The organism is Clostridium vitabionis, from assembly GCF_015351765.1.
Lineage (GTDB): Bacteria > Bacillota > Clostridia > Lachnospirales > Lachnospiraceae > Clostridium_R > Clostridium_R vitabionis.
In genome coordinates this window covers 111,112-135,580 of sequence record NZ_JADKQA010000002.1, presented here as the reverse complement: position 1 = coordinate 135,580, position 24,469 = coordinate 111,112, and the positions used below count along the sequence as shown (strand labels likewise).

Genomic DNA, 24,469 nt, shown 5'->3' with positions numbered 1-24,469 from the left:
TAGAAAAAGAGGCAAATCCGCTGGTTTTATCACAACTTGTTCAAATGAAGTTCACATTTACCCGGCCAATGAGCCACTTTTTCCTCATTCAGGACTTTCTCGTCGGTATTGCAGGGTGAATATTATCCGGAATAGGAGATACAAAGGGAGTTCCTTTTGTTCGAATGGAAAGTTCTTCCTGTGCTCTTTTCGCAATGTCAGGATTTAAAATAACATCAATGGCAGCACCTGCGAGAATTTTTGCTGCCTGTATCATTCCCTTATGTGCCATCCTACTTTTTCCAACTGACACTTCCTGCCAGGAATGGATTGGCGTCCCCGCAGCCATAGTAGCCGTATATACCTGTCCAACTGGGCAGACCCAACTGACATCACCGACATCGGAAGATACCACGGAATCCTCCTCTTTCATAAGCGGAAAAATTTCACTATGAATCGGATCGTTGGCATGCTCCAATAGGGACTTTCTTTTATCGTTATCACAAACTTTATCTGCCAGTTTTACATAATAACCATCCGGATTGGATATGGTTTTCTTTAATTCAGCTGCCAATTCGTTGTCTTCTGACGAATAATTAGCTGATCCGATCTCTTCCATATTTTTCTGAAGCAGTTGTGATAACTCCGCATTGACAACAATATTTGCGCAGGCCTTAACGAAAACCTGGCTCACAGTTGTTCCTGTCATCAACGCTGCGCCCATGGAAATATCATCGACTCTTGATTTCAAGTCATTCAGCAATTCTAATCTTGGTGCTCTCATTAAATAAACAACTTCGGAATGTGATTGCACAACATTAGGGGCAGTACCGCCGGCATCCGTAATGGCATAATGAATACGACAACTCGTTGAAATATGCTCTCTTAAAAACTGAACGCCCACATTCATAAGTTCTACGGCATCCAGCGCACTTCTCCCGAGCTCCGGGGAAATTGCTGCATGTGCGCTTTTTCCTTCAAACTTATAAATTACCTTATAGTTCGCATTCGTGCTGCCATTGTTAACACTATATGCATCGCCTGGATGCCAGGTAAGTGCAATATCCAGGTCAGCAAAGACTCCGGCGCGCGTCATAAAACTCTTTCCTGATCCATTTTCTTCAGCAGGGCATCCCAAAAAAACAACGGTTCCTTTGCTGTTCTGTTTTATGAATTCTTTTATCGCAAGGACAGCACCAAGGGAGCCTGCACCAAGAAGATTGTGGCCACAACCATGCCCATTGCCACCAACTTGTTCTGGCTCTTGATATATATATCCCGCTTTTTGGCTCAGATTCGGAAGGGCATCATACTCTGCAAGAACCCCTATAATCGGCCGCCCGCTTCCATAGGTGCCGGAAAATGCTGTTGGAATCCCTGCCAAGTTATCTTCTACTCGAAATCCTTCTTTTCTTAAGAGATGACAATACAAATCTTTGGCAAAATGTTCCTCATAGCCTAATTCCGGATGATCCCACAAAGCATCGCTAACCTGTTCAAGTTGCTTTTTATACTTATCGATTACCCCGATAGCCGTCTGTTTATCCATCATGTCAGTTCTCCCTTCTCTTTATCTGAAAAATGCTACATTGCCAAAATTTTCAGCAACATAGCATTTTCATCTAAATTTAAAACGCCGGGAAGATCGTCATTGCAATCAATGCACCTACTATGCCTCTGAGCAGGCCAGTGACCCATCCTGCCTTCAGAATAGATTTCTGATTATATCCGCCCACGCTCATAGCCATTGGAACTACTGCAGTGGACATCGGCGTAATCAGAGAGGACATCGATGCAAGAGAGCACAGTATCATCGGTCCTCTTGGATCACATCCCATATTTGCGCATGTCATAATAACAAGTGGCTGAAGCACTGTCGTCACAGCCCTGTTATACAAGAACGATGTCATTAAATATGCCACCACATAAATGGCAAATCCAATCACATAACCATTCCCTATCTGTCCTAACACAGAGGCAAGACCATTCCCAATAGATTCAGCTGCGCCGGTATTGCCAAGGGCATTGCCCATGATAACAACACCCACATAAAGAATGATGGTATCCATATTGAGGTTTTCGATTGCCTCTCTTCCACTCAAAACCCCGGCAATAACCAAAATCACTGCTCCAGCTGTAGTCACCTGCCATGAAGGAAGTTCAGCCATCAGACCAATAATGACCGCGATAAAGACTGCATATCCAAGAAATTCCCTGATTGGCGACAGTGGCTCTTTCTGCTTTATCTCCCTATCAGAAATGGAGACGATATCCATATCCGGTTTTTCCGGAAGGAACTTTGGCACTACAAAAATTGCCAGGAGCATTGTCATGATACCAACCGGTAGAAGAACTGCAGTTTCAGACCATATAGTAAGTTTGCTTGCTGTCCAACCATAGTTTTCCAGATATCCGTTTAAGGTTACATACCATGCCGCATACGGTCCGATCGGTTCAATAATAAACGAACAAGATACTGAAGCAATGGCAAGGGGGTACATCATCTTAGAAGGACTAATATGCATTTCCTTGCACATTGAATTGGCCAATGGATATACCAGGGCGAACAATGCCACAATAGACGGGACAAATTGTCCTAGGAGAACCGTGATCAAGACATATGCTGCCAAAACTTTTGTAAATGATCCGCCTGTCACTTTTAAAAGCAATCTTGAAATGTGATTGACCATCTGTGTCCGGCTCAATCCAGCTGCTACCACAAACATTGAAGCCATTGTGATGACCGTAGAGCTTCCAAATGAAGCCAATGCTGATTTTCCATCAATGCAGCCTGTAACCACCAAAATCAATGCGCATCCCATTGCTGTTGCCCACATTGGAAATTTGTTCAAAAAAAACAAAAATACCATTGCGGCAAACACAGCAAGACACAAGGTTGTTGTTGCCATCATGTACCCCCTCATTTCATGTCGTTTTTTTTGTCTTTTAATGTCTTTATAGCGACTCTATACAGATTCGCCATGAGGCATTTGACATGACCTAATTATAGTATTCACATTCGCCTCATTCAATTGCCTTATTATACGAAATTATCAGCACGTATTTAGTGATTTCGCGAATTTTTATTCCGTGTCTTTAATTTGAATATTGTCTTTTTAATGTCTTTTATTCTTTGAATTATTGGCACATATTTCTGATCGTGCTATATTTACAGTAATGATGCGCGATCGCTTTTGAAAGGATATATATGAATAGCATTGGTATTTTTACCACAGAAAAAAATTTTCATCTCCTGATGCAAGTAGATAAAACTATGAGAAAATATGCAAATATTACCTATCTCCCATATTCTTCTCCAGAACATTTATTGTTCCTCTATGAACAAAACGTCTCTCTCTTTGATGGAATTTTGTTTTCAGGCTCATTTCCATATCATGTAATCAAGCAGCACTTCGGAGAGCCGTCAATACCCTATCGTTACATCAGTGTTTATGATCGTGATTACTATAAGTTAATTGCCCGTATTGCAGTAAATCACCCAGAAATAGATTTTTCACGAGTGTATTTCGAGTCAAGTCCAGAAATTGAAATTGACTTTGATGCAATATTTCCACCCGAAAAAATGCCTCAAACAGGCAATGCTCCTATTAACTTCAGAGGGCTTACTGCGCAAGACTGGTATTATCCTTTAAAAGAATATTATCTTAAACTCTGGAAATCTGGTGAGATTGATCTACTGATCACCCGCCTAAGCAGCATGCATGATTTTCTACAAGAAAATGGAATAAGACATGAATTTATATCCGCATCTCCGCAAACCATGTTAGAAGCATTTATGAAGCTTCTTGTGTCAGTCAACCGACAGCATAATAATGATGTCACATCACGGAAAGCAGCTGAAAGATCTTCGTTTGAGGATGTATCGCCCGGGATAACGCCCCTATACATTGAAAAAATACGTCGCAGCATCCAATCTACAGGAATAGAAGAATACACATCCCAGACAATCAGTGAACTTCTGGGCATATCAACTCGCACAGCAATCCGCTTATTAAATCGTATGTCTGAGCATGGCCTTGCCTCTTGTGTTGGCAAACAACGTTTGAATCCGCGAGGCAGGCCCATTACAATATTTAAGATAAATTTATAAACCTGAACTTCATTCAGGCAAATGACTCCACCCGCATAGCGGGTGGTTTTTTGTTTCGCTCGGGCTTGTATTTCCGTTGGGAAATACGAGTCCGAGCGAAACAAACTAAAGTCCATAAGATGAAAGGCAGCCGGCTGAAATCAGCCGGCCGCCTTTTGCGGGTGAAATGTTTCTATAGGATTGTCCCTGTCCGAGATCAGTTCTGCCATGCACCGCTGCCGTCCACCGTATAACCGTCCGGCGTCTGCTCACCCTGATACATGGAGCCTAACGGACGCCCCTTGGTATTGGTGTATTTCCAGGCCTTCTCTGTCCCGTCATAGGACCAGGTCGGTGCTGCGTTGAACGGGGTCAGATAATACCATTTTCCGTCAACCTTCTGCCATCCGGTCTGCATCGCGCCGTTGGCATCCAGATAATACCAGCGGCCATCCTCTTTGTCATAATGCCATCCGGTCTGCATCGAGCCAAACCAGCCGTCATGCTCCTTGGACAGGTAATACCACTTTCCTGTGCCCTGATCCATAAACCATCCGGTCTGCATATTGCCGTCGCTGTCAAAATGGTAGTACAGCGATCTGCTGACGCCATTCGCCGTCGCGCTGATCTTGGCCCATACGTTCTTCACCATCTGTCCGGCCGAATTGATGAAATGCCAGGTGTGGTTTGCCGGATCATAATTCTCCCAGCGGCCGGAAATCGTCGAATTGACATTCCTCGAAGAGGAGAAGCTGCGGTCACGGTCGTGATGATGCGATGCCGGAAGGTCATTGATGAGCGGCTTATCCGGCTGAGTATCCGGAAGATCCGCATCGCTAGCCTTCGAGAGATCGCTTTCCGTCGCCTTCGGAAGATCCGCATCGGTAGCATAGGAAGAATCAACAACCACGTTCTCTGATCCTTTCCGAATCACTTTCTTGCCCGTGGCGAGATACGTGTCGCTTACCTCGTCACTAAAATGGCCCGCGGCGATCTTAAGCGTGGTATCCTCACCCTTGATGGCAAGGTTGCCCTCAACATCTGTCTTCTCGCCGTCAATCGAAAGGCTTACCGGGAATGTTTCCTGGTTATGCACACTGTCCATGTAGATTGCAGGAACCGTATCCGTATTCGACGTGATCTTTGTATTCGTCAGGACAACAGAGGCCTCGTGGTTATAACCCGTACCCTGATTATGATTTCCAACGACGAGAGCTGCCGAAGGTACCTCATTACCAGTTTGCCAGTCGCCGTTGAGATAAGCTTCTTTTTGTCCAAACAGACCGTCATTTGTGATGGTGCAGTCAGTGATCTCGGCATCGCCACAGCGGACAATCACGCTCTGCCGGTGGCCGACAATCGTGCAGCCGTCCATTTTCAGACTGCCTGGAACATTGATCAAAACAGGACTCGAGTCCTTATATCTTGTAGACAGCTCAGAATCATTGATCGTAACATTGACGCCATAGTTATCTGGACTTGCTGCGTTTGTCGTCACAGCGTATGTCCCGGAATCAATCTTCGAATGATCAATCTGGACATTTGCCTTCCCCACAGCAAAAACACCAGCACCCCAGGTATCCATGGTGATGTTATTGAGGTTGAGTTTACTATTCGGGTTAACCCGGATCGCCGCTGTCACGACTAAAGCCTTGTCATTACTCGTTATGACCTTCCCGTTCTTGAAAGTCACATCGGCACCACCATTGATGAAACAAGTCTTCGCGCCGAGGCTCAGCTCGTGCTGATTCAGATCGATCGTCGTATCTTTTTCGATCGTGCCTATATCATCCACGCTGATATCAGCGTCCAGGCTGATCTCACCACCACTCTCAAGCGCCTTCATCAATGCATCCGCAGACGATACCTCTGTCCCCTCAGCCAGCGAGGTGATTACCCCACCCGGTGACAGCAGAGAAAATGCCGTCGCCAGTGCCAGCGTCCATGCCGCTGTCCTTCGGACACCTTTTCCCCAATATTCTTTTTTCATAGTGCGCCCCTGCCCCCGCGAGTCAGAAAGCAGGCAGAATGTTTTGTTTCATACAGGCATGCATTTGCCCTCTTTCCGGCGGTGAGCCGGGATTGCATGCCTCCCCTCAATTTGAAATTTTTCGGCCAGAAGCAGATAAACTTCCCCTTCGAGTTATCACTTTATGTCAACTAACCACTTCTGACTAAAGAATCAATTTATTGCCTGTACCTATTAAATATATCACTATATTCATCATGCAGGCAAGAGTCATACATATTTTTACGACATTTTAACATAATTTTTGCAGCTGGCGGAAGCAAATACCCGCCACTCGCTTCCAATATTCCTGCAATGTGAAAAGAGCAGCCGCCCTGGGCGCTCGCCCAAAGCTGCTGCTCTTTATCCCCCAGCGGAGAGGATACCCGCGAAGCCACTGACTGCATGACCAGAGGTACCGGCTCTCTGCCGTTAATTTTTTCTGAACGCAGGCTCCTGCCCGGAACGCCCCAACTGACGAAGCTCCATCAGGTAAGACATGTGCCGGACAGGCCGGAAGAATTAGTTCTGGTTTGCCTTCGCCTTAGCTTCCTTGATCTTCTCGGTCAGAAGCGGAACGATCTTGTTCAGGTCGCCGACAAGGCCGTAATCCGCAACGTCGAAGATCGGCGCGGAATCATCCTTGTTGATCGCGATGATCAGGTCGGACTCCTCCATGCCGGCAAGATGCTGGATGGCGCCGGAGATACCGATGGCGAAATATACCTTCGGGCGGACCGTCTTACCGGTCTGGCCTACCTGCAGATCCTTCGGCTTCCAGCCCGCGTCAACAACGGCACGGGAGCAGGAAACAGTTCCGCCGATTGCCTCGGCAAGATCGTCCAGGATCTTGAAGTTCTCCGGGCTGCCGACACCACGGCCGCCGGAAACCAGGATCTTCGCATCCTGAATATCTACGGTGTTCTCAACCTTCTTGACAACGTCAAGAATCTCAACATAGAGGTCGTTCGGAACGAATCCCGGATTGAACTCCTCAACCTCGCACTTGCGACCAGGCTGCTTCGGGTTCTTCTGCATAACGCCCGGACGAACCGTAGCCATCTGCGGACGGAACTGCGGGCAGGCGATGGTCGCGATGGTGTTGCCGCCGAATGCCGGACGGGTCATCAGCAGCTGATTGTGCAGCTGCTCCTGTCCCGGAACGGCCTGCAGCGGGAAGTCGCCGATATCGAGCTTCGTGCAGTCTGCGGTAAGTCCGGTGTGGATTCTCGCGCATACTCTCGGGCCAAGGTCACGGCCGATCGCGGTAGCGCCGATCAGGAAGATTTCCGGCTTATACTTGTTGATCACTTCGGAAAGCGCGTGCGTGTACGGCTCAGTCCTGTACTCCTTGAGTTCCGGATCATCGACAACGATAACCTTGTCCGCGCCGTACTCAGCGAGCTGGTCCGCAAGATCCTTTACCTGATAGCCGACAAGGACAGCCGTAACCGTCTCGCCGAGATCATTTGCCAGGGACTTGCCCTTGCCGACAAGCTCGAACGCGATATTGCTCAGTTTGTTGTCCACCTGCTGCGCGAATACAAATACGCCCTTATATTCTTTGATATCCATTCTTATTCACCACTCTTTTCTTCTGTGCGATCAGATAATGTGCTTTTCTTCGAGCTTCTCAACGATATAGTCGGCGGATGCGGACGGATCAAGCTCAACCTTGGTTCCGGCACCCTTTCTCACCTTATCGGAAGCCTTGGCAATCTTGGTCGGAGATCCGGCAAGACCGATGTTGGAATCATCGAGATCTTTCAGATCTGCCCTGTGCCATACGGTAACTTCCTTGGCGTAAGCATCGAAAATGCCGCCCGGGGTCATGTACCGGGGTGTGTTCAGCTCGGAAAGAGCGGTAATCAGGCAGGGGAGCTTAGCCTTGACAACGTGATATCTGTCGTCATACTGGCGCTCAACAACGATGTATCTCTCCTCGAGGTTGATCTCGCGGATCTTCTGCGCATAGCTGATTACCGGAATATGAAGATGCTCAGACAGCTGCGGTCCTACCTGCGCGGTATCGCCGTCGATGGCCTGGCGGCCGGTGATGATCAGGTCATAGTCGAGGTTGCGGACAGCGCCGGCGATGGTCTGGGAGGTAGCCCAGGTATCTGCGCCGCCGAGAACGCGGTCGGTAACCAGGATACCCTTGTCTGCGCCCATGGCCATAGCCTCGCGCAGAACCTCGTCTGCCTTCGGAAGGCCCATGGTTACAACGGTAACCTCAGCGCCGTACTGATCCTTGAGGCGGAGAGCTGCCTCAAGTCCTGCCTTGTCGTCCGGGTTCATGATAGCCAGCATGGCTGCTCTGTTCAGCGTGCCGTCCGGATTAAACTTAACTCCGCCCTTGGTATCGGGGACCTGTTTAATGCAAACTACGATTTTCACGGTATATTCACTCCTTATTCTTTTAAGATATCCCTGAGTTGTGTGCTTTCTTCCGAAAAATGCTTATCTCAGCAGAGAGCTGGAGATAACCATTCTCTGAACCTCGGATGTGCCCTCGTAGATCTCGGTGATCTTGGCATCACGCATCATGCGCTCAACGTCATACTCCCTCATGTAGCCGTAGCCGCCGTGGAGCTGTACGCACTTTGTGGTGACTTCCATTGCCGTCTCAGCCGCGTAGAGCTTCGCCATAGCTGCCTCAACGGAATATCTCTTCTGATTCTTCTTTGCCTCTGCCGCGCGGTAAACAAGGAGCTGTGCCGCCTTAATCTTTGTTGCCATATCAGCCAGCTGGAACTGTGTATTCTGGAACTGCGCGATGGAACGGCCGAACTGCTTTCTCTCCTTCACATAGGCGACGGTCTTGTCGAGAGCACCCTCTGCGATACCGAGAGCCTGTGCGGCGATACCGATACGTCCGCCATCGAGCGTGTGCATGGCGATCTTGAAGCCGTCACCCTTCGGGCCGAGGATATTCTCCTTCGGGATTCTGCAGTCCTGGAAAATGAGCTCATAGGTGGAAGAAGCGTGGATACCCATCTTCTTCTCCTTGGTTCCGAAGGTGAAGCCCGGAGTGCCCTTCTCGACGATGAAGGAGGAGATTTCCTTCTGCTTTCTTCCGTGCTTCTCAACCGTGCCGGTAACCGCGATGATGATGTAGATATCAGCTTCCTTGCCGTTGGTGATGAAGCACTTGGAGCCGTTGAGCACCCACTCATCGCCGTCGAGAACTGCCTTGGTCTGCTGACCCTGGGCATCTGTGCCGGCACCAGGCTCGGTAAGTCCGAATGCGCCGAGCTTTTCGCCCTTGCAGAGCGGAACCAGGTACTTCTGCTTCTGCTCCTCGGTACCGAAGGTCATGATCGGATCAGCGCAGAGGGAGGTATGTGCGGAGACGATAACACCTGTCGTGCCGCAGACCTTGGAGAGCTCCTCAACCAGCATTACGTAGGTAAGCGGGTCGCAGCCCTGGCCGCCGTACTCCTTCGGGAACGGAATGCCCATGAAGCCGAGTTTCTGCATCTTGGCGACATTCTCCCTCGGGAACTCCTCTGTCTCATCAATTTCCTGAGCCAGCGGCTTTACTTCGTTCTCGGCGAAGTCATGGAATAACTTTCTCGCCATTTCATGCTGTTTGTCCATCGTGAAATCCATGTTTTATTTCCTCCATCAATAATATATCCCTAAGGGGACGGCCCATGGGGAGCCGCCCCCGGGTTACCCCATCAATACTTGAAGAAGCCCTCTCCGGTCTTGCGGCCAAGCTTTCCTCCGCGTACCATCTTGCGGAGGATCGGCGCCGGACGATACTTCGGATCGCCGGTCTCGTTCTGCAGGACCTCCATGATCGCCAGGCAGACATCCAGGCCGATCAGGTCTCCCAGAGCCAGCGGACCCATTGGGTGATTCGCACCCAGCTTCATGGCCGTATCGATATCCTCTGCGGAAGCAATGCCCTCAGAATAGATGAACGCTGCCTCATTGATCATCGGGATCAGGATGCGGTTGACCACAAATCCCGGACCCTCATTGACCTCAACCGGCGTCTTGCCGATGGCCACAGCAATCTCCTTGACCTTCTCTACCATTTCCTTCGGCGTGTTGAGCCCGGCGATAACCTCGATCAGCTTCATGACCGGAGCCGGGTTGAAGAAATGCATACCGATCAGCGGGCGGTTGAGCCCTTTGCTGATTGCGGTGATGGAAAGGGAGGACGTGTTCGTGGCGAACAGGGCTTCCGGCTTGCAGATCTTGTCCAGTTCCTTGAAAGTATCCTGTTTGATCTGCAGGTTCTCGATCGCGGCCTCGACCACGAGATCCGCGTCGCCGCAGATGTCCTTGAGGCCGGTTTTCACCTTGCCCAGGATCTCATCCGCTGCTGCCTGGTCAAGCTTACCCTTAGCTACCTGGCGGTCAAGCTGCTTCTTGATCTTCGCCTTTCCTCCGTCAGCGAATTCCTGCTTGATATCGCAGAGATAGACGGTGTCAACTTCCTTGTTCTGGGCAAATGCCTGCCCGATACCGGAACCCATCGTTCCGGCGCCGATAATTGCGACCTTCATCATTTTCCTCCTGTACCTGTCATAAACCATCAGGCATTGAATCAGCTGTTGGTAAATGTCTTCTCTTTTCTCTTCTCCAGGAACGCGCCCATGCCTTCCTGCTGATCGTGGGTCTCAAAGCAACTGCCGAAGCATTTCTCCTCAACCACTTTTCCATACTCGACACCCAGGCGGTCAGCGGCATTGATCGCCTGCTTGGAACCGCGGACGGCAATCGGGGCGTTCTTTGCGATCTGGGTGGCGAGCTTTTTCACTGTCGGCAGGAGTTCCTCCTGTGTGCAGACCTGATTGACCAGGCCAATGCGGTATGCCTCATCCGCCTTGATATTGCGTGCGGTGTAGATCATCTGCTTCGCCATACCGGAGCCAACCACCCGCATCAGGCGCTGTGTGCCGCCGAAGCCCGGCGTGATGCCAAGCCCGGTTTCCGGCTGGCCGAAGACCGCGTTGTCCGAGCAGATGCGGAAATCGCAAGCCAGAGACAGCTCACAGCCGCCGCCCAGCGCGTATCCGTTAACCGCAGCGATCACCGGGATCGGGAGCCGCTCGATCTTCTCAAAGGTGTCATTGCCCCTCGCGCCGAAGATCATTGCCTCGCGGCTGTTCATGTCCTTCATCTCGCCGATATCCGCGCCGGCGACGAAAGATTTCTGGCCGGCACCGGTGATGATCAGGCAGCGGACGCTGTCCGTATCGACCTCATCAATGACCTTATCCAGCTCCTCGAGGAGCGGGGTGTTCAGAGCATTCAGGGCTTCCGGGCGGTTGATGGTGACGACGCCCACGCCGTCCTGAACCTCATATAATACTAGACTCATCTTCTGTTATCCTTTCCTCCGGGGATCTCCCGGATCCGGATAGTACCGCGATTGGCCCCGCTCATCGCGGGGCCTTTCGGCATTTTTTCTGTTTAATCAGTCACGCTCAACGATCGTCGCGCATCCCATGCCGCCGCCGATGCAGAGGGTAGCAAGTCCTCTCTTGGCATTTCTCTTCTGCATCTCGTAGAGCAGGGTAACCAGGATACGGCAGCCGGAAGCACCGATCGGGTGACCCAGGGCAACGGCACCGCCGTTGACGTTCAGCTTGTTCATATCGAAGTGAAGCTCTTTGCCAACCGCTACAGACTGAGCGGCAAAAGCCTCGTTTGCCTCATAGAGGTCGAAGTCATCGATGGTCAGGCCGGTCTTCGCCATCACCTTTCTGGTCGCGTAAACCGGGCCGATGCCCATGATCGCCGGGTCAACACCGGCAAGCGCGCCGGCAACCCAGGTAGCCATCGGCTTAACGCCGAGCTCCTTCGCCTTCTCCTCGCTCATCACAACCACAGCTGCGCCGCCGTCGTTAATTCCGGAAGCATTGCCTGCGGTGGTTACGCCATCCGCGTTGATGGTCTTCAGCTTAGCCAGGCCTTCCATCGTGGTGGTCGGACGCGGGCCTTCATCGGTATCCACGACAACCGTCTGCTTCTTCTGCTTTACGGTTACCGGAACAATCTCTTCTTTGAACTTTCCGGCCTTCATGGCAGCTGCTGCCTTCATCTGGCTGTTGTAGGAGAACTCATCGATCTCCTCACGGGTCAGATTCCACTTCTTCGCTACGTTATCCGCTGTACGGATCATGTGATAATCATTAAATGCGTCCCAGAGGCCATCATTTACCATGGTATCCACAAGGGTACCGTTGTTCATTCTATAGCCGAAGCGCGCCTTCTTCAGGGCGAACGGCGCGTTGGACATGCTCTCCATGCCGCCGGCAACGATGATGTCCGCCTCACCGGCGAGGATCATATCGGCTGCCATATTGACCGCGTTAAGGCCGGAACCGCAGACAACGTTCAGGGTAACCGCCGGTACCTCAACCGGAAGTCCTGCCCCGATGGATGCCTGTCTGGCAACGTTCTGTCCCTGTGCTGCCTGAAGAACGCAGCCCATCAGGACTTCATCAACCTGCTCGGGCTTCACGCCGGCACGGTTCAGCGCCTCTTTAATTACGATAGAACCCATCTGGACCGCGCTCAATGAACTGAGCTCTCCGCCCATCTTACCGATTGCTGTACGGCATGCGCCGGCAATAACAACTTTCTTTGCCATTTGAAACTCCTCCTTGCTCTTTTCAGTCTGGTCAGTGATCTTGGCCTCGGAACCCCCACTTCCTTGGCTCTCTCAGAACATCCTAATTTTAACACGCTGTCCATAGACTGTCAAATAAATATCAATATCAGTTTGTGCGAAATCCTGTATTTTTTTGTATGCTTTTGAATTTTTTCAAGCGAAATGAAATATCTGTCTACGTGGCACTTCGGTGCATTGACACGAATTTGCTGAAATGCTACACTTTTTTATATCATGTTTTGACATGGAAGTCATCGGAAAAATCAATTTTTTTCCAATGTCCGGAACGCAGGCGGGTCCTGCGGGAACATTTTTCAAAAAAAGGCAGGTAAATGGTTATGGATTATCAGAAACTCTATCAGGAGAAGCTGGTTTCCGCGGATCAGGCTGCCGCCGTCGTCAAGTCCGGCGACTGGGTGGATTACGGCTGGGCTGTCGGGACGCCGGTTGCTTTCGACAAGGCGCTGGCCAAAAGAATGCCGGAACTTCACGATGTAAAATTCCGCGGCGGCATCCTCTGCTGGGTGCCGGAGATCTTCAAGATCGATCATCCGGAGGAGCACCTCTGCTGGAACTCCTGGCACATGGGCGGCATTGAGAGAAAAGCTATCGCGAAGGGCTATTCCTTCTTCAGCCCGATGCGCTACTCCGAGCTGCCGAGATATTACCGCGATATGCCGGCGGAGGACAAGCCGGCAGTTACCGCCATCCAGGTTGCGCCGATGGACGAGAACGGCTATTTTAACTTCGGCCCCTCCGCTTCCCACCTGGACGCGGTCTGCGCCAATTCGCAGTGCGTGATTGTCGAGGTCAACAAGAATATGCCCCGCTGCCTTGGCGGCTTCGGCGAGGGGATCCCGATCTCCCGCGTCAATATGATCATCGAGGGGGATAACCCGCCGATCGCGGAGCTTGGCGGCGGCGGTGAGCCGAGCGACGTGGACCGCAAGGTCGCGGAGATGATCGTGAAGGAGATTCCGGACGGTGCCTGCCTGCAGCTCGGGATCGGCGGCATGCCGAACGCTGTCGGCGCGCTGATCGCCGATTCGGACCTCAAGGATCTCGGCGTCCACACGGAGATGTACGTAGATGCCTTTGTCGACATCGCGAAGGCCGGCAAGATCACGGGCGCGCGGAAGAACATTGACCGCGGGCGCCAGGTTTACGCCTTCGGCGCGGGCACCAAGAAGCTCTATGACTACATTGACAATAACCCGGCGTGCATGAGCGCTCCGGTAGACTACGTGAACGATGTCCACGTGATTGCCTCGATTGATAATTTTATATCAATCAATACCGCGATCGACATGGATCTCTACGGGCAGATCAGCGCGGAATCCGTCGGCACAAAGCAGATCTCCGGAACCGGCGGCCAGCTCGATTTCGTCATGGGCGCCTACCTGTCCAAGGGCGGGAAGAGCTTCATCTGCATGCCGTCCACATTTACCAACAAGGACGGAAGCCTGGCTTCCCGGATCAAGCCGTCCCACATTCCGTGCACGATCATGACCGACCCCAGAACCTGCCCGGTGTACATCGTCACCGAGTACGGCATGGTGAACCTGAAAGGTCTCAGCACCTGGCAGAGAGCCGAGCAGCTGATCAATATCGCCCATCCGGATTTCCGAGATGAGCTGATCAAGGCAGCGGAAGCCCAGCACATCTGGAGAAGAAGCAACAAATAAGCCTGCCCCCTTTCCGGGCATCCATCACCGCCCGGAAGGGTTTTATGCGCCAGACCTGCACTTCGCCCGCTGAGTCCGCGCCCATGAAGTGCCCTGCATGACGAAAGGAGCCGCCACACGAAATCGCATCGTGAGGCGGCTCCTTCTATTTTTTACCTGTTCCGCGTATCTTCCCTGTTTTACCTATGGCAGAAAGACGGTATACGGACAGACTTACGGATCACTGATCACTCTTCCCGCACGTGTTCCATCCCCTTGGCGAGGATCCACTCCACATGGTCGTCGTCCAGGGAATAGCGGATGGAGCGGCCGTCACGCCGGCTCTTGACCAGGCGGGCCTGGCGGAGGATGCTGAGCTGATGGGAAATCGCCGACTGCGTCATGTCGAGCGCCTCGGCGATGTCCTGGACGCAGAGCTCTCCGCCGGAAAGGGTGTACATAATTTTCACCCTCGTGGGATCCGCGAACATCTTATAGAGATCCGCAAGGCGCTGGAAGTCCTCCTCGCACGCCCTGATCTTATTTTCCGGCATCGCACTCCTCCTCTCCGTACGGTCAGTTTGCAGCCGGGCAAACTGACCGGCCGACTGATCAGTTCATAGCCGGGTCAGTTGCCAGGGCCGCCTGCCGCGGCCTCGTCACCGCCCTTCTCCGCCGCTGTCGGCGCGCTGACTGTCTCGGACGAACCGCCGCCGGGCGCGGCCGGCTTCGCCGCCGCTGTCGTCTCGGATTTTGTTCCCTCGTCATTCGGCCCCTTCGCTGCTGCCGTCGTCGTGGGCGCCGCGGTCTGCGGCGCTTCCGTTGCCGGTGCCACGGTTGCGGGCTCAGTCGCCGGCGACGGTGTCTCCGGTTGCGGTGCCGCCGTCGAAGCTTGCGCCGCTGCCGTCGATGTAGCTGCGGACGAAGCCAGCTTCTTCGGGCGGTGCCCCTTATAGTTCGTTGTGTGATCCAGCGTCCTGGACACTTCCTCGCCGTTCTTTTTCACAACCTTATAAACTTCCCAGACGCTGCCCTGGGTTCCGGCAGACGGGCTGCCGGAAGTGATGATCTCCGGATCCTCCAGCGGAAGATCCTTAGTCTTCGTCGATTCCATCGTCCAGGTCACGCCGTCGTCCAGAACCGGCACGCCGTAGATGCTGACGGTGCAGGTCTGGCTGCTGTACGATGCCCTGATGCCGATCGCGTGGTCGGAGCTGTTGACAAACCGGTAATCCGGCCCGCCCCAGGAGACGGTGGCGTCCATGCCCGGGGTAACATAGCTGGGCTCAAAGGTGTGCGAACGGCGGTAGGTGGTGGTCAGCCCGGCCCGGTATACCGCGTTGAACAGAGTGGAAGAAACCTGGCAGACCCCGCCGCCGATCTCCTGGACAACCTCGCCGTTGTTGTAGGCGCCTGCCGGCCCATAGCCCTTGGCCTCGGTTCTCTCGCCGACGACGTTGTTGAAGGAGAACTCCTCGCCCGGGCGGAGCACCGTGCCGTTGACCGTCTCGCAGGCCAGGCGGACGTTCTTGTTTCGAACCTCGTTCGACGTGGTCTTGGTGGTAAATGTCGATATGGTCTTGTACTTATCCTTCGCGGACTGGGCCTCCCCGCTCACCGTATTCCCCGCGGCCTGGATGGTCTCCGTGTACTTGCGGCTGTTCATCGCGTCCGCAAGGGCAGCTCCGATCTTGTCCTTGTCAAAGGCATAGCCGTCCTCGCTGCCGCCGAATTTGAAACTGTCGGAAGACTTATCATAGGAAGTGATGTCGCCGTTCTTCGGCTTGTCATCCCACACGGCGGCAAGCTGTGTGGCGAGATCCTTCGCCGTATCGGTGAAATCCGGAAGCTTCAGCGTATAATCCGCCTTGCCGGACGAGCTCCCCGCCGCGGAAGACGCCTGATCGGAGGTGCTGCCTGCTGCGGAAGATGCCTTGCCGGACTTGCTCCCGGCTGCGGAAGACGCCTGGTCAGACGAACCCCTTCCGTTCCCCTTCGCGTAATCCTCATAGATTCCGGCAACCAACTTCTCGATCTCCGGCTTCACCTGGTCCGGGACATCAAACTCCTCCTTGGAGGGACGGATGGTGACGTTGGCCAGCGGGTCGTCCACCTGGACCTCCTGGACTGAGCCCTCGGCGTCCGCCCCGGTCTCAGATGCGGAATCGACCTTGTCCGTGAGCGACGGCATGGTGAAGCTGTCGAGATACGGGTTGGTATTCATCACCTTGAGTGACCAGGTATATTTGCCCTCCAGCGCCTTGAGCGCTTCCTCCTCATTCATCCCCTTGAGGTTCAGGACATGGTCGCCGGATTCCCCTGTGAGGGCGGAATAATCGACGGTAAGGTCACCCTCGATGACCGCGGTGTTCACCGTGGATTCCCCGGCGGCAAGCGACTCCACAGTCTCCCCGCCGGCGGTGCCCCCGCGGCGGCTCCATAAAAGTGCCGCGGCAACGACAACCAGGACAATCAGGAGAAGGCTGAGATACAGGATGCTCCTGTCCTTCTTCGGCCGCCTGTTCCGGCTGTATCTTCCATAATTATGCCCGCTGTAACCGCCGGCAGCGCTCCCGGCGCCCCGGCGCCCCGCACGCTCATAACCGTCGTGTGACCGGCCTCCGGCACGGCTGCCTGCGGTTCTTCCGCTCTCCGTCCGGTTTCCGCTCCCGGAACGGCTGCCGCTCCCATATCTGCTGCTCCCGGTACGGCTGCTTCCGGCGCGGCTGCTGCTTCCGTACCGGCTGCTCCCCGTATTCCCAGTGCGGGTTCTGCCCACGCCTCTTTCCGGGCTTCTGCTGTCTGATCTGCTCTCGTTTGTGCTCATGTTCCCCTCTTTATTCATAGAATCGTAATATTCGACAAACACTTGTAAAATACGGCTTTTTCCAGCGCCGCTTTACCATAATAGTCTTTTTGTTATATCGGCGCAACCTTTTCCCGAGTCAATTTTCCGTCAAAACCCTGACAAAAATTTTCGCCGATCTTTGCCTTTCACGGACAATATGCCGAAAATCCGCCGCCGCGTTGACTTTGTCCCGGAATCATCCTAGAATCTAACACGTCGAATGATCACCGGAAAGTTGCCAGCAATTTTCCGGTTTTTTCTGTGAAAGGCTGAAAATTTACGCCGTTAAATAATTGTGACTTACGATTTGTGACAGAAATTTCAGAGAGGTGTGAGAATGCAGGCAAATATCTTAGGTACGCGGAAGGAATATCTCCCGGACAATGCAGGCCTTCGGACGATTCTCTATTTCTGCGGCTGCGCTCTCCGGTGCCAGTGGTGCATGCACCCGATGCCGGAGACGCCGGAACCGTCCCTGATCTGGGACAGCGGCAAATGTCTTTTCTGCCATCTCTGCGAGAGGGACTGCCCGACCGGCAGCCTGCACTTTGAAGACGGTGTCCTCACCTACAATCCCCGGACCTGCGGCCGCTGCCTCCGCTGCCAGCAGCACTGCCCGGCACGGGGCATCGATTTTTCCGGCTCGATAGTTACCCTGGAGGAAGTGAAGAAGCGCCTGACGCATGACCTTGCCTGCTACCATGAAGGCGGCGGGCTCATGCTGGTCGGCGTGAACCATCACGGGGATGTCAGTTTCGCCCGCGAAATCCTCCGTTTCTGCCGGGAAAACGGCATTCATACCTGTGTGAATACCCACGGCTTTCTCTCGGATTTTGAATTCGCCCGCCTCACCCAGAACGCGGACCAGGTGATCATGGACATCAAGCACTATGATCCCCGCCTGCATGTCCGCCTGACCGGCGTCAGCAACCGGCAGATCCTGTCTAACCTGGACTGCCTCATCGCCGCCGGGCGGGAGGTGGCGGTAAAAATTTCCGTGATTCCCCACATCAATGACGCGGACTGCGACGCGAACGGATTTGGCGCACTGCTCACCAAACACGGGGTGCGGCATGTCTATCTCGCTAATTTTGATGAACTCGACCGCTATAAGTACGGCTGCGCTGATCCCGTCCCCTCGCGGAGGAATCTCCACAGCGCGGCCATGACGGCTGCCCAGTCCAGGATGGCCAGCCTGCGCCGGTACGGCGCGCCGGACACCAACATTTCCCCGGAGAAGCTCAACCGGTTCCGCGAGATTCTCCAGCGCTACGGCTTAAGGGTACGCCATCTGACCATTCCTTTTGATTCCCTCGATGATCGTGAAGAAATGCAGCTCTGAAAAGATTCCGGAGAAGATCCGGAATCTTTTCTTGCTTTCCCCGGGTTCCCATGCTATACTGTTCAATAGTTGATATTTTTTCATTAAATTGAACATTGTTGGAGGGAAGAAACTTTATGAACAATCAACCGTTTTCCCGGCACAATCTGGATCCGCTCATCATCGCCGTGCCTTTCGCGGCCATTCTCCTTCTCTGCGCCGCCTTTCTCACCGCGCCGGAAGCTTCGAAGAATGTCCTCGCCCTGATCCGCTCTTTTCTCAGCGAGAATTTCGGAACCTGGTATCTGGCCGTCGGCCTCGGGGTCTTCCTGATCTCCCTCTACCTCTCGTTCTCCTCCTACGGCAGGATCCGCCTGGGGAAGCCGGGGGAAAAGCCGAAATATTCCAATTTTGCCTGGGGCGCGATGATGTTCACCTCCGGGCTCGCCGCGGATATCCTCTTCTACTCGCTCTGTGAGTGGATCCTCTACGCGGAGGACCCGCACATCGCCGAGCTCGGCAGCATCCAGGACTGGGCATCCACCTATCCGCTGTTCCACTGGGGTCCGATCCCGTGGAGCTTCTACCTGGTTCTCGCGGTCGCCTTCGGCTATATGCTGCACGTCCGCGGCTGCTCCAAGCAGAAGTATTCGGAAGCCATCCGCCCGCTCCTCGGCAGCCGCATCGACGGCCCTGCCGGAAGGCTGATTGACCTCATCGCGGTCTTCGCACTGCTCGCCGGGACGGCCACCACCTTCAGCCTGGCCACGCCGCTCATGAGCCAGATCACCGCGGATCTCCTGCACATCCCGAACTCCCCGGCCATCACGATCGCGATCCTCATCATCACCTGCCTGGTCTACACCATTTCCGTGGCGAAGGGCATGCACGGCATCATGAAGCTGGCCTCCTCCTGTGTCTACCTCTTCTTGGCGCTCCTCGCCTATGTCCTGGTCTTCGGCGGTGAGGCGCGGTACATCATCGAGACCGGTTTCGCCTCCATCGGCAATCTCGTGCAGAACTTCATCGGGCTCTCGACCTACACAGACCCGACGCGGACGACGTCATTTCCCCAGAACTGGACCATGTTTTACTGGGCCTACTGGATGGTCTGGTGCATCGCTTCGCCCTTCTTCATCGGAAGCATTTCCCGCGGGCGGACCGTCCGGCAGACGATCCTCGGCGGCTACATCGCCGGCATCGGCGGGACGTTCACGAGCTTCATCATCCTCGGCAATTACAGCCTGGGGCTGCAGGTCTCCGGAAGGCTGGATATCATCGGCATCTACCGGATGAGCCAGGATCTCTACCAGACGATCTCCGCCATCCTCCGGATGCTGCCCTTAGCCCCCGCGGTTCTCGTCCTCCTCGCCGCGACCATGGTCGCCTTCTACGCGACAAGCTTTGACGCCATCGCCCTGGTGGCGGCATCCTACTCGCTCCGCGGCCTGGATGGGGACGCTGAGCCGCCGGTCGGCCTCAAGGTCTTCTGGTCGGTCCTGCTGATCCTGCTCCCGATCGCGCTGGTCGGAAGCGACAGCTCAATGGCAAACCTCCAGACGGTGTCCATCATCGCCGCCTTCCCGGTCTCCATCATCATCATCCTGATCATCGCGTCCTTTTTCAAGGAAGCAAAGAACTCGCCAGATAGGGCGCGGTAACGCTTCCGCTGCTCTCCAGCATTTCTGCCGGCGTGCCCGCAAAGAGAAGGCGGCCGCCGGCATAGCCGCCGCCCGGCCCCATCTCCACAAGATAATCTGCCTGCTTCATCACATCCAGGCTGTGCTCGATAACGAAAAGGGAATTGCCCCGGTCAGCCATCCCGTCGAAGACCTCCATCAGCCGGCGGATGTCGTCGAGATGCAGGCCATCGGTGGGCTCATCAATCACAAAGACCTGCCCCTCCTTATCCAGCTGGTCAGCCAGCTTGATGCGCTGCAGTTCGCCGCCCGAGAGGGTGGTCATCGACTGGTCCAGATGAAGGTAGCCCAGGCCGACTTTCTGCAATGTTCTCAGTTTTTCCGCAAATTCCTCATTTTCAAAAAATTCGCAGGCCTGGTTGACCGTCATATCCATGACGTCCCAGATGGACCTGCCCCGCCAGCGGTAGGAGAGCGCCCTCTCCGAATACCGCTTCCCGCCGCAGGCCTCGCATGTCGTCTCGATCGCGTCCATGTAGGCCATCTCGGACACGATGACGCCCTTGCCGTGGCACACCGGGCAGGCGCCCTCGGAATTGAAGGAGAAGAGCTTCGCGGAGACATGGTTCTCCTTCGCGAAGCGCTCCCGGATCGTGTCGGCGATCCCCAGGTAGGTCGCCGGCGTGGAGCGGAGATTGATGCCGATATTCTTCTGCCGGATGGAAATGATCTCGCCGGGGTACTGCCGCATGAACTCTTCCATGAGGCTGCTCTTCCCGGAGCCGGCAACCCCGGCGATCACCGTGAGAACGCCGAGGGGAAGCTTCACCGATACATCCCGCAGGTTGTGCAGGTTCGCGTGTTCCAGGGAAAACCATCCTGTCGGCGCGCGGAAAGCGGTTTTCATCGGCACCCGGCTGCGCAGCATCCGCCCGGTCAGGGTATCCGACGCCACAAGCCCGTCGTATGTGCCCTCGTACATCACCTGGCCGCCGTTCATCCCCGCCATCGGCCCCATATCCACCACATGATCCGCAAGCCGGATGATCTCGCGGTGATGCTCGACGATGAGCACGGTATTTCCGTGGTCTTTGAGCCGCACCAGCGACTTTTTCAGGTTGGCGATATCTCTCGCGTGAAGGCCGACGCTGGGTTCATCGAGGACGTAGAGCATGTCGGTCAGCGGGGAGGTGATATAGCGGGAAATCTTGATGCGCTGCGCCTCGCCGCCGGACAGGGTGTCCGTGCCGCGGCTCAGCGTGAGGTAGCCCAGGCCGATCTCCAGGAGCGCGCCCAGCTTCTTCTCCAGCTCACGGCGGATATCCGCCGCCAGCGGGTCTGTGACGCCGCGGACAAAGTCCAGCACCTCCGGGATCGGCATGTCGCAGACCTCCGCGATGTTCTTCCCGTTGATCTTACAGCTGCGCACCCGATCATTGACCCGGGTTCCCCCGCAGTCCGGGCAGGTGAAGGTGCTGACCATCTTGTCCAGATAGTTCTTGAACTTCTGCCCCTCCTTTGTCCCGATGATGCTCCGGTACATCCGCGGGTAAATGCCCTCGAACTTCGCGCTCTTCGGCCAGTTCGCCGGCGGATTTTTCAGGCGGACCTGCGGCGAGTAGAGGAACAGGTTCAGCTCCTCCGGCGTGTAGTCCCGGATTTTCTTATCCAGGTCAAAAAGGCCGCTGTAGGCGTATCTCTTCCAGCGCCAGGCGCCTGTCGTGAAGGCGGGAAATTTGATGACGCCCTCGTCGTTCAGGCACTTGTCAAAATCCACCAGCTTGTGGATATCCAGCTCCGTCACCTGCCCCAGGCCGTCGCAGCGGGTGCATTTGCCGGCAGGGTGGTTGAAGGAGAAGCTGTCCGAGTAGCCGATGAACGGCTTGCCCACGCGGGAGAACAGAAGGCGCAGCAGCGCGTAAATGTCTGTGTAGGTGCCGACCGTGGATCGGGAGTTGGACGCCGGCTTCTTCTGGTCGATGACGATGGTCACCGGCAGGTTCTCGATCCGCAGCACGTGCGGGCGCCCGTATTTCGGCAGGAATTGCTGGACAAAGCTGGGAAATGTGGCATTCAGCTCCCTCCTCGAGGCCGCCGCCACCGTGTCGATACAAAGCGAGGATTTGCCCGAGCCGGAGACGCCGGTGAAGACCGTGATTTTCTTCTTCGGAATCCGGAGGGACACGTGTTTCAGGTTATTCTCTGTGGCATCGGCGACCACAATCTCACCGGCGCCGGCGGCCTGGGTATATTCTTCCATTTTTTTCTCCCTAATCATATACCATGAGCGGCACTGCTGGGCTCGCGCCCCGCTCCGCGGATAGCCACTCCACTAAACTCGGACTGCGCTTTCGCTTGTCCTCGTTAAAAGGCGCCGGCGGAACAGTCTCCCGTCCCTTCCGGCGCCATAGATTCCTCATCAATAGGAACTGATCTGGTCATTCTCCTCGCTGTCGGAGGATTTGTCAATCTTGCGGATAACCAGGTAGTAGGAGCCGCCGCCGTCCAGCCTTACCTGGACCCGGTCGCCCACCTTGCGGCCTCGGATGGCCCTCCCGATCGGGGACTCAATGCTGACCAGGTTCTGCATGGAATTGCTGCGGATGCTGGTCACGAGGCGGTAGGTGTCCTCCTCATCATCATCCTCAAAATAGACGGTCACGGTATCATCGATGCCAACCTCGTCGGCCTTCGAGTCCGTGGACACCACGACCGCCGTCTTCAGCAGGTTCTGGAGATAGCGGATGCGGCTGTTGTTCTGGTTGTTGAAGCGCTTTGCCGCGTAATACTCGAAATTCTCCGAGAGGTCGCCCTGCGCCCTGGCTTCCTTCAGGTCAGCCAGCGCCTTCGGGCGGACAACCATCTCCCGCTCGTTGATTTCCGCCTTAATCTTGTCGATATCACCCTGTGTGAGTCTCTGTCCCATTATCTCTCGCCTGCCCTGTCTTCAAGGACCCGGACTACCCGGTCCGCATATTTTTCGCAGAGAGCGTCGCTCTCCGCCTCCACCATCACCCGGATCACCGGCTCCGTGCCGCTCGGCCGGAGGAGAATCCTGCCGGTATCCCCGAGGAGATCGGCAACCTGCCTGGCTTCAGCCAGCACCGCCGGATCATTCTGCGCGGCTTCCTTGTCCGCCACGCGCACATTTTTGAGCACCTGCGGGTAGATCGTCACCTCCGAAGCCAGCTTTCCGAGAGTCTCCTTCTTCTCGAGCATCGCCTCCATGATCTTGAGGCTCGTCACGATGCCGTCGCCGGTGGTCTCATATTTGCTGAAAATGATGTGGCCGGACTGTTCTCCGCCGAGAACATAGCCGTTCTTCGACATGTTCTCATACACATATTTGTCGCCAACCGCGGTCTTCTCGTACCGAATGCCCTCCCGGTCAAATGCCTTATAGAGGCCGAAATTGCTCATGACCGTGGTGACGACCGTGTTGCCGACCAGCGTCCCGTTCTCCTTCATGTACTTCCCGCAGACATAGAGGATCTTGTCCCCGTCCACGAGGTTCCCGTCCTCATCGACCGCGAGGCAGCGGTCCGCGTCGCCGTCGTAGGCGAAGCCGACATCGAGGCCGTTCTCCCGGACGAATTTCCGGAGGCCATCAATGTGTGTGGATCCGCAGTCCGTGTTGATATTGAAGCCGTCGGGGCTGCTGTTGATGACGTGCGTCTCGGCGCCGAGGGCGTCGAAGACGTTCTTCGCCACCGAGGAGCTGCTGCCGTTGGCGCAGTCGAGGCCGATCCGTTTTCCCTTGAAGGAGCGGGTGGCCAGGGAGATCAGGTAGCCGATATAGCGGTTCCGCCCCGCGGCATAGTCCACCGTGCGGCCGATCTTCTCCCGGGTGGCCAGGGGGATCTCCCCGGTTTTCCCGTCCAGGTAGTCCTCGATCTTCACGATCACGGACTCCTCCAGCTTCTCCCCTTTTCCGTTGATGACCTTGATGCCATTGTCATAATAAGGGTTATGGCTGGCGGAAATCATGATTCCGCAGTCAAATCGCTCGGTACGGACGACATAGGACACGCTCGGCGTCGTGGTCACATGCAGGAGATATGCGTCCGCCCCGGAGGCTGTGAGCCCCGCGACCAGCGCGTACTCAAACATATAGCTGCTCCGGCGGGTATCCTTGCCGATGACGACCCGGCATGCCTGCCCCGGGTTCTGCTGTCCGCAGTACCAGCCCAGGAATCTGCCGACCCTGAAGGCGTTCTCCACCGTAAGGCCGACATTCGCCTCACCGCGGAAACCGTCCGTGCCAAAATATTTTCCCATCTTTTCT

The 24,469-nt window shown here is 54.7% G+C and carries 18 protein-coding genes; 4 read left to right on the top strand and 14 right to left on the bottom strand.

Features of this window, described 5'->3' with window-relative positions; genetic code table 11:
* Positions 1-88: 88 nt before the first annotated feature.
* On the bottom strand, positions 89-1,531 hold the full coding sequence (locus tag ISF27_RS05535) for an amidohydrolase (protein ID WP_194609988.1): 1,443 nt from the start codon (positions 1,529-1,531) through the stop codon (positions 89-91).
* A 76-nt stretch (positions 1,532-1,607) separates the two neighbouring features.
* Positions 1,608-2,888, bottom strand: a complete 1,281-nt coding sequence (locus ISF27_RS05530) for an SLC13 family permease (RefSeq protein ID WP_194609986.1) — start codon at positions 2,886-2,888, stop codon at positions 1,608-1,610.
* A gap of 299 nt (positions 2,889-3,187) precedes the next feature.
* Between ISF27_RS05530 and ISF27_RS05525 the strand changes: the two genes are divergently transcribed.
* Positions 3,188-4,090 (top strand): hypothetical protein, encoded by a 903-nt coding sequence (locus tag ISF27_RS05525; RefSeq protein WP_194609983.1) that lies wholly within the window; start codon positions 3,188-3,190, stop codon positions 4,088-4,090.
* Positions 4,091-4,286: 196 nt separating this feature from the next.
* On the opposite strand, the gene ISF27_RS13505 is transcribed toward ISF27_RS05525, so the two are convergent.
* The 7 genes from ISF27_RS13505 to ISF27_RS05490 all read right to left on the bottom strand — a co-directional run bounded on the left by ISF27_RS13505 (position 4,287) and on the right by ISF27_RS05490 (position 12,690).
* The gene (locus ISF27_RS13505; protein WP_328701520.1) at positions 4,287-6,059 is read right to left on the bottom strand and encodes a hypothetical protein; all 1,773 of its coding nucleotides are present in this window, start codon (positions 6,057-6,059) and stop codon (positions 4,287-4,289) included.
* Positions 6,060-6,599: 540 nt separating this feature from the next.
* Complete coding sequence (locus ISF27_RS05515) at positions 6,600-7,652, bottom strand: electron transfer flavoprotein subunit alpha/FixB family protein (protein ID WP_194609981.1); 1,053 nt, start codon at positions 7,650-7,652, stop codon at positions 6,600-6,602.
* Between the two features lie 30 nt (positions 7,653-7,682).
* The gene (locus ISF27_RS05510; RefSeq protein ID WP_194609978.1) at positions 7,683-8,474 is read right to left on the bottom strand and encodes an electron transfer flavoprotein subunit beta/FixA family protein; all 792 of its coding nucleotides are present in this window, start codon (positions 8,472-8,474) and stop codon (positions 7,683-7,685) included.
* Positions 8,475-8,537: 63 nt separating this feature from the next.
* Entirely contained in the window at positions 8,538-9,689 is a 1,152-nt protein-coding gene (locus ISF27_RS05505) for an acyl-CoA dehydrogenase (protein ID WP_194609977.1), read from the bottom strand.
* A 71-nt stretch (positions 9,690-9,760) separates the two neighbouring features.
* A complete protein-coding gene (locus ISF27_RS05500) occupies positions 9,761-10,597 on the bottom strand; it encodes a 3-hydroxyacyl-CoA dehydrogenase NAD-binding domain-containing protein (protein WP_194609975.1) in 837 nt (278 codons plus the stop codon).
* Positions 10,598-10,638: 41 nt separating this feature from the next.
* Positions 10,639-11,415, bottom strand: a complete 777-nt coding sequence (locus tag ISF27_RS05495; protein ID WP_194609973.1) for an enoyl-CoA hydratase-related protein — start codon at positions 11,413-11,415, stop codon at positions 10,639-10,641.
* Between the two features lie 96 nt (positions 11,416-11,511).
* A complete protein-coding gene (locus ISF27_RS05490; RefSeq protein ID WP_194609971.1) occupies positions 11,512-12,690 on the bottom strand; it encodes an acetyl-CoA C-acetyltransferase in 1,179 nt (392 codons plus the stop codon).
* Positions 12,691-13,049: 359 nt separating this feature from the next.
* On the opposite strand from ISF27_RS05490, the gene ISF27_RS05485 reads away from it, so the two are divergent.
* Positions 13,050-14,396 carry a butyryl-CoA:acetate CoA-transferase gene (locus ISF27_RS05485; protein WP_194609969.1) on the top strand — a complete coding sequence of 449 codons (1,347 nt, stop codon included), beginning with the start codon at positions 13,050-13,052 and terminating at the stop codon, positions 14,394-14,396.
* Positions 14,397-14,623: 227 nt separating this feature from the next.
* Here the strand turns inward: ISF27_RS05485 and ISF27_RS05480 are convergent, their stop codons facing one another.
* Both ISF27_RS05480 and ISF27_RS05475 read right to left on the bottom strand, forming a co-directional pair.
* Entirely contained in the window at positions 14,624-14,929 is a 306-nt protein-coding gene (locus ISF27_RS05480) for an ArsR/SmtB family transcription factor (RefSeq protein WP_194609967.1), read from the bottom strand.
* Between the two features lie 74 nt (positions 14,930-15,003).
* Positions 15,004-17,202: a VanW family protein gene (locus tag ISF27_RS05475; RefSeq protein WP_194609965.1), complete on the bottom strand. Its 2,199-nt coding sequence runs from the start codon at positions 17,200-17,202 to the stop codon at positions 15,004-15,006.
* A gap of 358 nt (positions 17,203-17,560) precedes the next feature.
* Here ISF27_RS05475 and ISF27_RS05470 point away from each other — a divergent pair, with 358 nt between their 5' ends.
* Both ISF27_RS05470 and ISF27_RS05465 read left to right on the top strand, forming a co-directional pair.
* The gene (locus tag ISF27_RS05470; protein ID WP_194609963.1) at positions 17,561-18,565 is read left to right on the top strand and encodes a glycyl-radical enzyme activating protein; all 1,005 of its coding nucleotides are present in this window, start codon (positions 17,561-17,563) and stop codon (positions 18,563-18,565) included.
* 116 nt (positions 18,566-18,681) lie between these two features.
* On the top strand, positions 18,682-20,205 hold the full coding sequence (locus ISF27_RS05465; protein WP_194609961.1) for a BCCT family transporter: 1,524 nt from the start codon (positions 18,682-18,684) through the stop codon (positions 20,203-20,205).
* On the opposite strand, the gene ISF27_RS05460 is transcribed toward ISF27_RS05465, so the two are convergent.
* The 3 genes from ISF27_RS05460 to glmM form a co-directional block, all read right to left on the bottom strand.
* Complete coding sequence (locus ISF27_RS05460) at positions 20,168-22,444, bottom strand: ATP-binding cassette domain-containing protein (RefSeq protein ID WP_194609959.1); 2,277 nt, start codon at positions 22,442-22,444, stop codon at positions 20,168-20,170. The two genes, ISF27_RS05465 and ISF27_RS05460, sit on opposite strands and share 38 nt — an antisense overlap.
* A gap of 159 nt (positions 22,445-22,603) precedes the next feature.
* Positions 22,604-23,110, bottom strand: coding sequence for a transcription elongation factor GreA (greA, locus tag ISF27_RS05455; RefSeq protein WP_194609957.1), 507 nt, complete (start codon positions 23,108-23,110; stop codon positions 22,604-22,606).
* Positions 23,110-24,462, bottom strand: a complete 1,353-nt coding sequence (glmM, locus tag ISF27_RS05450) for a phosphoglucosamine mutase (RefSeq protein ID WP_194609955.1) — start codon at positions 24,460-24,462, stop codon at positions 23,110-23,112. The genes greA and glmM overlap by 1 nt, the downstream gene beginning before the upstream one ends.
* Between the last annotated feature and the right edge of the window lie 7 nt (positions 24,463-24,469).